Below are 12,341 nucleotides of genomic sequence, written 5' to 3' on the forward strand. Positions count from 1 at the left end.
CGCTAGGAGAACAGCGCGCTGTAGGCGTTGAGGGCGGGCTGGCCGCCGAGGTGGGCGTAGAGCACGGTCGAGTCCCGGCCGATCTCTCCCCGGTCCACCAGGTCGACCAGGCCCGCCATCGACTTCCCCTCGTACACGGGATCGGTGACCATGCCCTCGGTGCGGGCAGCGAGCCGCATCGCGTCGAGGGTGGCCTCGTCGGGGACGCCGTACACCCCCGCGTGGTAGCGCTCGTCCAGCTCGACGTCGGCCGCCGTCACCGGCCGCTCGACCCCGATGAGGGCGGCGGTGTCCCGGGCGATCCGGGTGATCTGCTCATGCGTGGGGCCGGGCTTCGCCGAGGCGTCGACGCCGATGACCCGGCGGGCCGGGCCGCCCTCCTCCGCGAGCGCGGCGAAGCCCGCGACCATGCCGGCCTGGGTGGAGCCGGTCACCGAGCAGACGACCACCGTGTCGAAGAAGACGCCGAGCGCGCGCTCCTGCTCGGCCACCTCGTACGCCCAGTTGGCGAAGCCGAGACCGCCGAGCGGATGGTCGGAGGCGCCCGCCGGAATCGCGTACGGCTTGCCGCCGCCCTCCTCGACCTCCCGCAGGGCCTGCTCCCAGCTCTCCTTGAAGCCGATGCCGAAGCCCGCCCGGACGAGCCGTACGTCGGCGCCCGCGAGACGGCTGATCAGGATGTTGCCGACCTTGTCGTACACGGAGTCGGGCCAGTCGACCCAGCTCTCCTGGACGAGGACGCACCGGAGGCCCGCGCGGGCGGCGACGGCCGCGACCTGGCGGGTGTGGTTGGACTGGACGCCGCCGATCGAGACGAGCGTGTCGCAGCCCTGGGCGAGGGCGTCGGCGACCAGGTACTCCAGTTTGCGGGTCTTGTTCCCGCCGTACGCGACACCGGAGTTGCAGTCCTCGCGCTTGGCCCAGAGGGTGGCGCCGCCGAGGTGGTGGGTGAGCCGTTCGAGCGGGTGGACCGGCGAGGGCCCGAAGAGGAGCGGGTAGCGGTCGAAGTCGGTGATCGGCAAAGCGGCTCCCGGTGAGTGACGGCTGCTGGTCCTGGGCGCTGTTACGGACGGTCCTGGACGCTCCTACGGAACCGCGGGCCCCGGGATGCCGGTGACCTCGGCCACCTCGATGGCGTCGTCCGCGAGCTGTTCGAGCGCCGCCCAGATCTCCGTGGTGACCCGGACGGCCTCCGCCGCGTCCCCCGCCGCGCAGGCGTCGATGAGCCGAGCGTGCAGCTCGGCCGATCCGCAGCTTCCGGCGTCGCCGAAGAGCCGCCGCTCGACGCGGCGGATCAGGGGGGTGTACCGCGCGATCGTGGCGGCGGCGGCGTGGTTGCCGCTGGCGACGACGAGGACCTGGTGGAGCTCGTCGTCGGCGGTCAGCGCGGCTTCCACGTCGGAGGCGCGGACGGCGGCCGCGAAGCGTTCGTTGGCCTCGCGCATGGCCCGGACGCCCTCGGGCCCGATGAGGGGTACGCCGGTCCTGGCGACGAGTTCGTGCATGACCCGCACCACCGACGCGGCGTCCCTGACGACCCGGCTGACCGGGCGGGTGACCCGGGTGTAGCTCTGCGGCTTGGACTCGACGAGCCCCTCGTCGCCGAGCCGGGCCAGGGCCTCGCGCACGGGTGCGCGCGAGAGCCCGAGCCGACCGGCGAGGTCGGCGTCCTTGAGCTGGGCGCCGGGGGCGAGGTCGCCGCGCACGATGGCCTCGCGCAGCGCCTCGTACGCCCGGTCGCGCAGCAGGGTCCGGCCCACGGGCCGTAGTACGTCCATGGACTGACATGTTAGATGTCAGTCCATGGAACTGACCAGGGGTCAGCGGCGGGGGCGGCGGCGCCAGGGGTGCGGCGTCAGCGGCGGGGCTGGTGGCGCCAGGGACCGGTGATGGCGACCATGATGCCCGGGTTCTGGATGCTGGCGAACAGCGTGTCGCCGTCGGGCGAGAAGGTGACGCCCGCGAACTCGCTGTCGTTCAGGTCGTTGCGGGCGATCGGGTAGGTACGGCCCGAGTCGGTCGCGCCGAAGAGGTGCTGGACGCCCTCGCCGTCCTCGGCGATGACGAGCCCGCCGTACGGGGAGACGGTGATGTTGTCGGGGCCGTCGTAGGCGCCGTCCTCATCCGGGTTCGCGTTCACTCCGAGCAGCACCTTCAGCGTGAGGGTGCGGCGCTTCGGGTCGTAGAACCAGACCTGGCCGTCGTGCGCGGCGCCGGGGCTCTCCGCGCGCGCGTACGAGGAGACGACGTAGGCGCCGCCGTCGGCCCACCACATGCCCTCCAGCTTGCGGGCGCGGGTGACCTGGCCGTCGGTGAACTGCTTGCGGACGGCGGTGGTGCGGCCGTCGCGGTCGGGGACGTCGACCCAGTCCACGCCGAAGACGGTGCCGATGCGGCTCGCCCGGGAGAGGTCGTCCACGAAGCGGCCCGAGGAGTCGACGCACTTGGCGGCCTGGAGGACACCCGCGTCGTCGGCGAGGGTACGGAGCCTGCCGCGGCCGTGCTCGAAGCCCTTCGGCGGCACCCAGCGGAAGAGCAGTCCGTTGGGGTTGGAGGCGTCCTCGGTGAGGTAGGCGTGGCCGCGCTTCGGGTCGATGACGACGGCCTCGTGGTCGTACCGGCCGAAGGCCTTGATCGGCTTCGGGTCGCGGTTGGCGCGGCGGTCGCGCGGGTCGACCTCGAAGACGTAGCCGTGGTCCTTGGTCATGCCGTTGACGCCGGCGCGGTCGGAGTTCTCCTCGCCGGTCAGCCAGGTACCCCACGCGGTGCTGCCGCCCGCGCAGTTGGTGGAGGTGCCCGCGATGCCGACCCACTCGGCGACCGTGCCGTCGCGGTGGACCTCGACGACCGTGCAGCCGCCGGCCGCGGCGGGGTCGTAGACGAGGCCCTCGGTGAGCGGGACGGGGTGCGCCCACCGGTCGCGGGTGCCCTTGAGCTCGTGGTTGTTGACCAGGTACGTGGAGCCGCGCGGCCCGGCGAAGGCGGCGGTGCCGTCGTGCTTCTCCGGGGTGAACTCGCCGGACTCCAGCCGGGTCACGCCGCTGCGGGTGATGACGCGGTAGGAGAACCCGGCGGGCAGGGCGAGGATCCCGTCGGGGTCGGCGACGAGCGGCCCGTAGCCGAGCCGGTGGCCGTGCCCATGGCCGTGGTCGTGGTCGTGGCCGTGGCCGGATCCGTACGCCTCCGGCTCGTCGGACGCGAGCGCCTCGGGGGCGGTGGCGAGAGCGCCGACGACACCGGTGAGGGCGAGGCCCGCACCGGCGACGGCGGACTGCTTGGCGAACTCTCTGCGGTTGAGGGGCATGGTGTGGCGTTCTCCCTGTGGTGGCCGGATCTCGCGGGCCACCCTGCCGCGCCGCCACGAACACCGCCTGAACACCACGGGAACACCGCCGGGCGCGAGCCCCCGGTCCCGCGCTCCCGACGGAGCCTGGCGGGCCACCGTCACCGGAGCCGTACGCCGGAGGTCCGGCACCGAACCCCGCCGGCATCCCGAGCCGCCCGACCCGCCGTCAGGCCCCGGCCTCCGCCGACCCGCCGTCAGGCCCCGACCCGCCGTCAGGACTCCGGCGCCGCCAGGGCCTCGCCCCACCGACCGGCCGTCAGGCCACGCCCGCCCTCACGCCCCCGCTCGCGACCGCGCCTTGAACGCGGCCTTGCGGGCCTCCTTCGCCGTGCCCTTGTCCCGGTGGAGCCGTCCCATCGCCTCCAGGACCTCCGCCGTCGCCGGGTGCTCCACCCGCCAGGCCGCCTCGAAGAAGCCGCCGTGGCGGCCGGTGAGGCCCTCGATCAGCTCCTGGAGCTCCTGCAGGTCGCCCTCCGCGTCGAGCTGGGCCGCGATCGTGTCGATCGCCAGCCAGAAGATCATCGACTCCGGCGGCGCGGGCACGTCCGCCGCGCCGCGCTCCGCGAGCCAGACCCGCGCGAGGCCGCCGAGTTCCGCGTCGTCCAGGACCTCCCGAAGCGCGGGCTCCGCCTCGGCGCCCACGAGGGAGAGCGTCTGCTGGCAGTGGAGGCGGCGCAGCGGCGAGGCCGCGTCCGAGCCCCGTGCCGCGTGCAGCAGCTCCCGGGCCGCGCCCAGGACGTCCCGCCCTTCGAGCCAGGCGGCGGTCTCCTCGCGGGCCGCGGCCTCGGGGTAGCCGGCGATGCCGTCGAGGAGCGCGTCGGCGCCCTTGTCCGCGAGGTCGCCGACGGCGGGCGCGTCCACGCCGGCCTCCAGCATCCTGGCCCGGACGCCGTAGAGGCCGAGCGGGGTGAGCCGGACCATGCCGTAGCGGGTGACGTCCTCGTCGTCGACGGGCGGCGCGGGCTCCTCGCCCTCCTCGGCCATCAGGGCCTCGTCGACGGGCTGGTACTCGACGAGTCCGATCGGTTCGAGGAGCCGGAACTGCTCGTCGAGCCGCATCATCGCGTCGGAGACCTGCTCCAGGACGTCGTCGGTGGGTTCGCCCATGTCGTCGGGGACGACCATCGACGCGGCGAGCGCGGGCAGCGGCACCGGCCCCTCGCCGGGCCCGCTCTCGCTGACGGTGAGGAGGTAGAGGTTGCCGAGGACCCCCTCCAGGAACTCGGCCTCCACCTCGGGGTCCCAGTCGAGCCCCTCGATGTCGATCTCGCCGTCGTCCCCGACGAGGGCGTCAAGGTCGTCGAGGACGGGGGCGACGGCGTCGGCGAAGACGGTGTCGAATCCGTCGAGCCAGAGCGCGAGGACGTCCTGGGGCGAACCGCCCGTGACGACCGCCAGGTTCTCGCCGGGCGCGGCCCGCCCGGGGGTGTCGCCGTCCTCCGTCTCCTGCCCGTCCTCCACGGCCACGAGGCCGGTGTCGACGGCGAGCCGCCAGGCGTCGCCCGCCCACATCTCGGCGGCCTCGTCGTCGCCGAGGCCGAGGACCTCGACGGCCTCGGGCAGCTGCTCGTCGACGAGTTCGCCGCCCGCGTCGACCCGGGTGTCGGGCCCGGCCCAGCGGGCGAGCCGTACCGCGTGGGCGAGGAGGGGTGCGGCCAGCGCGTCCCGCGCCAGCTCCGCGTCCGCACGGAGCCGAACGGGGGGAAGGGTGGGGTGCTCCGCTGACATCTGGGGGGTCTCCTCGGCGCGTACGTGGGTGAAGGGGGCTCAAAGAGCGGCTCCCAGCGTAGACGCATCCGCGAGGGCGTCCGGCGGTTCACGGATCCGTCAGCCTTCGTACACCCGTCGACTCTTGACAAGGGGGGCGCTCTGCCAAGAGATTGACGCGCGTAGATGCTTCTGCCGTTCCTCCAAGCACCCTCGGAGTCCCCTGATGCCTTCCTCCATACCGAGATCTGCCGGCCGCACCGTCGCGCGCTCCGCCGCGGTCTCCGCCGTCGTCGCCTCGGCCCTGGCCGCGGGTCTGCTCGCCGGTTCGACGAGCGCCGCCGCCGATGACGCCGCCGGCGTCCGCGTGCACGACATCCAGGGCACGACCCGGGTCTCCCCCCTCGTCGGCAAGCAGGTCACCGGCGTCACGGGCATCGTCACCGGTGTCCGCACCTACGGCTCGCGCGGATTCTGGATCCAGGATCCGGAATCCGACGCGAACCCGGCCACCAGCGAGGGCCTCTTCGTCTTCACCAGCTCCGTCCCGACGGTCGCCGTCGGCGACGCGGTCAGCCTCAACGGCACCGTCACCGAGTACGTCCCCGGCGGTCTGAACTCGGGCAACCAGTCGCTCACCCAGCTGTCGAAGCCGGTCGTCACCGTCGTCTCGAAGGGCAACGCCGTCCCGGAGCCGGTGACGATCTCCGGCTGGTCCGTCCCCGACACGTACGCCCCCGAGGGCGACCCGGCCGCCGGCGGCTCGATCAACGGCCTGACGCTCGACCCGGAGACGTACGCCCTGGACTACTACGAGTCCCTCGAGGGCACCAACGTCCGGATCGGCTCCTCGCGCGTGGTCGGCGCCACGGACCCGTACGCGGAGCTGTGGGTGTCGGTGAAGCCGTGGGAGAACGCCAACCGGCGCGGCGGCACGGTCTACGGCTCGTACACGTCGCAGAACACCGGCCGGCTCCAGATCCAGTCGCTGACCCCGCTCGCCCAGCAGCCGTTCCCCAAGGCGAACGTCGGTGACCGGCTGACCGGTACGACCGAGGGCCCGCTCGACTTCAACCAGTTCGGCGGCTACACGCTCACCGCCCGCACCCTCGGCACGGTCGTCGACCAGGGCCTGGAGCGCGAGACCACGGACAGGCAGCACAAGAACGAGCTGGCCGTGGCCACGTACAACGTGGAGAACCTCGACCCGAGCGACCCGCAGGAGAAGTTCGACGCGCTCGCCAAGGCGGTCGTGGACAACCTCGCCTCGCCCGACATCCTCGCCCTGGAGGAGATCCAGGACAACAACGGCGCCAAGAACGACGGCACGGTCACCGCCGACGCGACGGTGAAGAAGTTCACGGACGCGATCGTGGCGGCCGGCGGCCCGGCGTACGAGTGGCGCTCGGTCGACCCGCAGAACAACAAGGACGGCGGCGAGCCCGGCGGCAATATCCGTCAGGTCTTCCTCTTCAACCCCGAGCGGGTCTCCTTCACGGACCGTACGGGCGCCGACGCCACCACCACGGCCACCGCCGTGACGGGCGAGAAGGGCCGCGCCGCGCTGACCCTCTCCCCCGGCAGGATCGACCCGGCGAACACGGCCTGGGACAACAGCCGCAAGCCGCTCGCGGGCGAGTTCGTCTTCCGGGGCCGTACGGTCTTCGTGATCGCCAACCACTTCGGCTCGAAGGGCGGCGACGAGTCCCTCGTCTCGCACCACCAGCCGCCGAACCGTTCCTCCGAGGCGAAGCGCCTGCTCCAGGCGCAGGCCGTGAACGCCTTCGTGAAGGACATCGTCGCCCTGGAGAAGCAGGCGGACGTCCTCGTCGTCGGCGACATCAACGACTTCGAGTTCTCGGAGACCACGCGGGCCCTCACCGACGGCGGCGCGCTGTACCCGGCGGTCAGGTCGCTGCCCCGCAGCGAGCGCTACTCGTACGTCTACCAGGGCAACAGCCAGGTTCTCGACCAGATCCTGACCAGCCCCGGCGTGCACCACTTCGAGTACGACAGCGTGCACATCAACGCGGAGTTCGCCGACCAGGACAGCGACCACGACCCGCAGGTGCTGCGCTTCCGCCCGTAGGAGGAACCGGTCGCAGGAAGGACCGGTCCGGTCACGCGCCCGCGCTCAGGCTGAGCGCGGGCGTGTACCGCCGCACCCGGCTGCCGGCGAGCCCCGGGTATCCGTGCACGCGCGCCCAGGCGTCGCCGGCCGGCGCGTCCGCCGCCAGCCACTCCTCGTGGGCCCGCTCGTCCTCCCACTCGGCCAGGTTCAGGACACGGGTCCCGTCGGTGGACAGATGGAAGTGCGCGCCGATCCCGCCACGCGCCGGCCGCGCGTCGGCCTCGTCGTCCATGGCGGTGAACACGGCGTCCACCCAGGCCTTCTGGCGCCCCTCGTCCGGCCCGTCGAAGTCGATCTCGACGACCGCGAGGGCCCCGGGCAGCGCCTGCGCGCCCCGGTCGTCGAGGGCGGTGGAGCGGTACGGGGGCGTGTAGCGGTGGAGCACGACCCGCTCGATGCCGGGCACGGCCGCGTCGATCTCGGCGTTCCGGTCGTCGCGGTAGGTCCTGACGAAGTCCTCGTAGGCCTGCTCCGCGGTCCACTGCGAGTAGTGCAGCAGCGTGTCCCCGTCCGTGCCGGCGTACACGCTGTACGAGAGCAGCCCCAGGTCGGGCCATTCCCTGCCCTCCCAGGCCTTGCGGATGGCCTCGACGGCGGCCCGCTGGCGCTCGGGGGTGCCGACCCGCCAGGTGCTGGCGAGGACGGCGCCGACTCCGGGGCGGCGGAAGTCGGGGCGGGCGTCGGGGTGCGCGACGGCGTTCATGGGTGGGTCTCCTGTCTCTGTTCCTCGGATGTCTCCACCCTCGTCCCTCAACCTTGGTTGAGGTCAAGCCCCTTCCCTGCGCGAGAGAGTCTTCAGCGCTGCTTATCCCTCGAACCAAGCAGATCTAAGTGGACCTTCACCGTCCGGTCCGTCCAGACTTCGGGGATGAGCACTGAACGCCCCTTCGGCCGCGCCCTCTGCGCGATGATCACCCCGTTCACCCCCGCCGGCACGCTCGACCTCGACGCGGCGCGGGACCTGGCCGTCCGTCTCGTCGCGGAGGGCTGCGACGGTCTGGTCCTCAACGGCACCACGGGCGAGTCCCCGACCACCACCGACGCGGAGAAGACCTCGCTCGTCCGGGCCGTCCGCGAGGCCCTCGGCCCCGGCCCCTCGGTCGTCGCCGGCGTCGGCTCCGCCGACACCCGGCACACCGCCGAACTGGCGCGCCGGGCCGAGGAGGCGGGGGCGGACGGGCTGCTCGTCGTCACCCCGTACTACAGCCGCCCGCCGCAGGCGGCCGTCGAGGCGCACTTCCTGAAGGTCGCGGACGCGACGGGACTGCCGGTGATGGTCTACGACATCCCGGGGCGCACCGGCACCCGGGTCGAGCCGGCGACGATGCTGCGGCTCGCCCGGCACCCCCGGATCGTGGCGGTCAAGGACTGCGCGTACGACCTGCTCGGCTCGGCCCGGGTGATCGCGGAGACCTCGCTCGCGTACTACTCGGGCAGCGAGGAACTGAACCTGCCGCTGTACGCGGTCGGCGGCGCCGGCTACGTCAGTACGGTCGCGAACGTGGCGCCGCGTCAGCTCCGCGCCGTCCTCGACGCCTTCGACGCGGGCGACACGGCCGGGGCGGCCCGGCTGCACGCCCGGCTCCTGCCGCTCGTCGAACGGATGATGGCCTCGGGCCTGCCCGGCACGGTGACCGCCAAGGCGCTGCTCGGCGGACCGGTGCGCGAACCGCTGCAGCCCGCCGACCGGGAGACGGCCGACGGGCTGCGGGCGGTGTACGAGGCGCTGGTTCAGGCGGAGTCGGTGGTGTAGGTCCTGCCGAGGACGGCGGCGTGCTCCAGGACGTCCTCCAGCGGGTCGTCGATCTGTCCCGTGTGGAGGCTGGGCCCGTTGGTCACGGTGGGCCCGTTGTGCGTGTGCGTCTCGTCCGCCAGGGCCGCGCCGGCCTGCATCAGCACCGCCGCAACCGTGAGCACCCCGACGACCGTGGACTTCGTCTTCATGTCGACCCCTCGCCTTGTCTGACTGCAGTGAGTCTGCGCCTGTCTAACGCCGACAGTGACGCAGAGTCACCGGATCAGTTGTGGCTGTGGAGAATGTCGTTGAGTCCGCCCCAGACCGCGTTGTTCGGGCGGGCCTCGACGGCGCCGGTGACCGAGTTGCGGCGGAAGAGGATGTTCGAGGCGCCGGAGAGGTCGCGGGCCTTCACGATCTGGCCGTCGGGCATCGTGACCCGGGTGCCGGCGGTGACGTACAGGCCGGCCTCGACGACGCACTCGTCGCCGAGGGCGATGCCGACGCCCGCCTCCGCGCCGATCAGGCAGCGCTCGCCGATCGCGATGACGACGTTCCCGCCGCCCGAGAGGGTGCCCATGGTGGAGGCGCCGCCGCCGATGTCGGAGCCGTCGCCGACGACGACGCCGGCGGAGATCCGGCCCTCGACCATGGAGGTGCCGAGCGTGCCGGCGTTGAAGTTGACGAAGCCCTCGTGCATGACGGTGGTGCCGGCGGCGAGGTGGGCGCCGAGGCGGACCCGGTCGGCGTCGGCGATGCGGACGCCGGCGGGCACGACGTAGTCGGTCATGCGGGGGAACTTGTCGATGCTGGTCACGGCGAGGTGCAGGCCCTCGGCGCGGGCGTTGAGCCGCACCTTCTCGATGTCGTCGACGGCGACGGGACCGAGCGAGGTCCAGGCGACGTTGGCGAGGAGGCCGAAGACGCCGTCCAGGCTCTGGCCGTGCGGCTTGACCAGCCGGTGGCTGAGCAGGTGCAGCCGCAGGTAGGCGTCGTGGGCGTCGAGCGGCTTCTCGTCGAGCGAGCCGATGACGGTACGGACGGCCACCACCTCGACGCCACGGCGGGCGTCCACGCCGAGGGCCTTGGCGGCGCCTTCGCCGAGGGCGTTCACGGCCGCGTCGGGGGTCAGCCGCTCGGTGCCGGCGGGGCCGGGCGCGTCGGTCAGCTCGGGGGCGGGGAACCAGGTGTCGAGAACGGTGCCGTCGGCGGCGATGGTGGCGAGGCCGGCGGCGACGGCGCCGGTGGTGCGAGGAGCAGTGGTCATGACGGAGAACCTAACCGGCGAAGCCCCGCCCGGGCCAACCGGTCTCAGGTCCCGGTCGGGCGCGTCGGCGGTTCCGACAGGCCCCGGACCGGGGAGTTCGGTGTTTCGTTCAGGATCCGGGTCAGCATCACGCGCGCGTACTCCTCGTCGTAGGCGCCGCCGGTGAGCAGGACGTGGAGACAGATGCCGTCCATGAGCGCGGCCAGGGCGCGCGCGGTGGCGGGGTCGGTGCGGTGGGCCAGGGCGGCGGCGACGGCCTCGGTCCACTCGGCGGCGACGGGGCGGAGCGCGGGGCGCCGCAGGGCGGCGAGGTAGAGCTCGTACTCCAGCTCCACGCGGGCGCGTCCGCCGCCCGTCCACTCCCCGAGGAGACGGGCGAGCGCGGCCCCGAGGTCGCCGTCCCGCGAGGCGAGGGCGGGGCTCTCGCGCAGCAGCCGCGCGAAGCCTTCGCCGGCCTTGCGGAGCGCGGCGACGAGGAGGTCGTCGAGGGAGGCGAAGTGGTACGTGGTCGAGCCGAGCGGCACGTCCGCCTCGGCGGCCACCGTGCGGTGGCTGATCCCGGCGATCCCGGCCCGCCCGGCCACCCGAAGGGCCGCGTCCACGATCCGCTCCCGCCGTGCGGGGTCGTGGCGGCGGGGGCGGCCCATCAGTGCGCGCCGCCGAGGTTGAGGACGGCGACCCCGGCGACGATGAGGACGATTCCGGCGACCTTGGCGAGGCTGAGGGTCTCGCCGAGGAAGAGGATGCCGATGGCGGCGACGGCGGCGGTGCCGACCCCGGACCAGATGGCGTACGCGGTGCCGACCTGGAGCGTCCTGAGCGCCTGCGCGAGGAGCGCGAAGGCGATCAGATACCCGGCGCCGGTGACGATCGAGGGCCAGAGCCTGGTGAAGCCCTCGCTGTACTTCATCGAGGTGGTGGCGAGGATCTCCGCCGCGATGGCACCCGCCAGCAGTCCGTAACCCATGCGCGGGAGCGTACCCACGCCTGTGTACGACCGTACACAGACCGGCCCGCGCGTCGGCGTCCGAACGCACGGGCGCCTGCGTACGGGCGTACACATCGCCGCCCGATACGGTGTCCCGCATGACGTTTCCCCCAGGGCCGCCCTACGGCTACGGCTATCCGCCCCCGCCCCCGCCGCCGAAGCCCGGCGTGATACCCCTGGCGCCGCTCGGCTTCAGCACGATCCTGACCGGCGCCTTCGCCACCTTCGGCCGCTACTGGAAGCAGCTCCTCGGAGTGGCGTCGGTCGTCTACCTGTGCGCCCTGCTGGTCGTCGGGGCGGCGATCGGCATCGCGTACGCGGCCGTCGGCGACATCTTCCCCGCCCTGTTCGACCTGCCCCCCGGCCAGGAACCGCGGTGGGACGACATCCGGCCGCTGATCGTCGCCTTCGTCTGTGTCTGGATCGCCGGCATGATCGCGGCCCTCTGCGCGAACGCCGTGGTGGCGGCGGCGTGTCCGGCCGTGGTCCAGGAGGCGGTCCTCGGCCGGCCCACGACCTTCGGTGCGATCTGGCGCCGGTCCTGGGCCCGGATGCCGGCCGTCCTCGGCGCCGTGATCCTGACGAGCCTGCCGATGGTGCTCCTGGTCGTGGTGTACCTGGGGACGCTTGTCGCCCTGCTGCTCTACCTTGACGGCGGCAGTCCGGTGGCCCTGCTGATCACGGTCTTCGGCGGCGCGACACTCGCCGCTCTGCCCGTCGTCCCGCTCGCCCTCTGGCTCTGGATCAAGTTCAGCCTGGCCCCGACGGCGGCGGTGATGGAGAACCAGGGCGCGATCGCGTCCATGCGCCGCTCCTCGCAGCTGGTGCGCGGCTCCTGGTGGCGGATCTTCGGCTGCGTCCTGGCCGCCGCGGTGATGGCCTCCGTGGTCGGCATGCTGATCCAGCAGGTCCTCTCCATGCTGGTGTCGGCCCCGCTGGCGGCCACCGACTTCTCCGGCGAGGACTCCGCCACCGTGGTGGCCACCGTGGCGGTCGTCCTCGGGTTCGTCGCACTCGGCCAGCTGATCAGCCAGGCGGTCGTCTCCGTCTTCCCGCCCCTGGTCACCTCCCTGCTCTACGTCGACCAGCGCCTCCGCAAGGAGAACCTGGGCCCGGAGCTCGCGCGGGCCGCGGGGATCGTCTGACACACCCGGACACGCGGAACGG

Annotated in this window: 12 protein-coding genes; 3 read left to right on the forward strand and 9 right to left on the reverse strand. The window is 73.0% G+C overall.

Annotated elements, in window-relative coordinates; all coding sequences use genetic code 11:
- Window positions 1–2: 2 nt before the first annotated feature.
- From ACZ4VK_RS00495 to ACZ4VK_RS00510, 4 genes are all read right to left on the reverse strand, one after another.
- Window positions 3–1,022, reverse strand: a complete 1,020-nt coding sequence (locus ACZ4VK_RS00495) for a 1-aminocyclopropane-1-carboxylate deaminase (protein ID WP_468346969.1) — start codon at window positions 1,020–1,022, stop codon at window positions 3–5.
- A 63-nt stretch (window positions 1,023–1,085) separates the two neighbouring features.
- Window positions 1,086–1,778, reverse strand: coding sequence for a GntR family transcriptional regulator (locus ACZ4VK_RS00500; protein ID WP_468346971.1), 693 nt, complete (start codon window positions 1,776–1,778; stop codon window positions 1,086–1,088).
- A 77-nt stretch (window positions 1,779–1,855) separates the two neighbouring features.
- Window positions 1,856–3,304 carry an alkaline phosphatase PhoX gene (locus ACZ4VK_RS00505; protein ID WP_468346973.1) on the reverse strand — a complete coding sequence of 483 codons (1,449 nt, stop codon included), beginning with the start codon at window positions 3,302–3,304 and terminating at the stop codon, window positions 1,856–1,858.
- 315 nt (window positions 3,305–3,619) lie between these two features.
- Window positions 3,620–5,074: a hypothetical protein gene (locus ACZ4VK_RS00510; protein WP_468346975.1), complete on the reverse strand. Its 1,455-nt coding sequence runs from the start codon at window positions 5,072–5,074 to the stop codon at window positions 3,620–3,622.
- Window positions 5,075–5,279: 205 nt separating this feature from the next.
- Between ACZ4VK_RS00510 and ACZ4VK_RS00515 the strand changes: the two genes are divergently transcribed.
- On the forward strand, window positions 5,280–7,142 hold the full coding sequence (locus tag ACZ4VK_RS00515) for an endonuclease/exonuclease/phosphatase family protein (RefSeq protein WP_468346977.1): 1,863 nt from the start codon (window positions 5,280–5,282) through the stop codon (window positions 7,140–7,142).
- Window positions 7,143–7,173: 31 nt separating this feature from the next.
- Here ACZ4VK_RS00515 and ACZ4VK_RS00520 read toward each other — a convergent pair whose 3' ends face one another.
- The gene (locus ACZ4VK_RS00520) at window positions 7,174–7,887 is read right to left on the reverse strand and encodes an antibiotic biosynthesis monooxygenase (protein ID WP_468346979.1); all 714 of its coding nucleotides are present in this window, start codon (window positions 7,885–7,887) and stop codon (window positions 7,174–7,176) included.
- A gap of 165 nt (window positions 7,888–8,052) precedes the next feature.
- Between ACZ4VK_RS00520 and dapA the strand changes: the two genes are divergently transcribed.
- Complete coding sequence (gene dapA, locus ACZ4VK_RS00525) at window positions 8,053–8,937, forward strand: 4-hydroxy-tetrahydrodipicolinate synthase (protein WP_468346981.1); 885 nt, start codon at window positions 8,053–8,055, stop codon at window positions 8,935–8,937.
- On the opposite strand, the gene ACZ4VK_RS00530 is transcribed toward dapA, so the two are convergent.
- The 4 genes from ACZ4VK_RS00530 to ACZ4VK_RS00545 all read right to left on the reverse strand — a co-directional run bounded on the left by ACZ4VK_RS00530 (window position 8,916) and on the right by ACZ4VK_RS00545 (window position 11,153).
- The gene (locus ACZ4VK_RS00530; RefSeq protein WP_468346983.1) at window positions 8,916–9,128 is read right to left on the reverse strand and encodes a hypothetical protein; all 213 of its coding nucleotides are present in this window, start codon (window positions 9,126–9,128) and stop codon (window positions 8,916–8,918) included. The two genes, dapA and ACZ4VK_RS00530, sit on opposite strands and share 22 nt — an antisense overlap.
- A 74-nt stretch (window positions 9,129–9,202) precedes the next feature.
- The gene (gene dapD, locus ACZ4VK_RS00535; RefSeq protein ID WP_468346985.1) at window positions 9,203–10,186 is read right to left on the reverse strand and encodes a 2,3,4,5-tetrahydropyridine-2,6-dicarboxylate N-succinyltransferase; all 984 of its coding nucleotides are present in this window, start codon (window positions 10,184–10,186) and stop codon (window positions 9,203–9,205) included.
- 44 nt (window positions 10,187–10,230) lie between these two features.
- Window positions 10,231–10,833, reverse strand: a complete 603-nt coding sequence (locus tag ACZ4VK_RS00540) for a TetR/AcrR family transcriptional regulator (RefSeq protein ID WP_468346987.1) — start codon at window positions 10,831–10,833, stop codon at window positions 10,231–10,233.
- Entirely contained in the window at window positions 10,833–11,153 is a 321-nt protein-coding gene (locus ACZ4VK_RS00545) for a DMT family transporter (protein ID WP_468346989.1), read from the reverse strand. Before ACZ4VK_RS00545 ends, ACZ4VK_RS00540 begins: the two co-directional genes overlap by 1 nt.
- Before the next feature lie 119 nt (window positions 11,154–11,272).
- Here ACZ4VK_RS00545 and ACZ4VK_RS00550 point away from each other — a divergent pair, with 119 nt between their 5' ends.
- Window positions 11,273–12,319, forward strand: coding sequence for a DUF7847 domain-containing protein (locus ACZ4VK_RS00550; protein WP_468346991.1), 1,047 nt, complete (start codon window positions 11,273–11,275; stop codon window positions 12,317–12,319).
- Window positions 12,320–12,341: the final 22 nt, after the last annotated feature.

It is taken from the genome of Streptomyces sp. NPDC028711, from assembly GCF_055565415.1.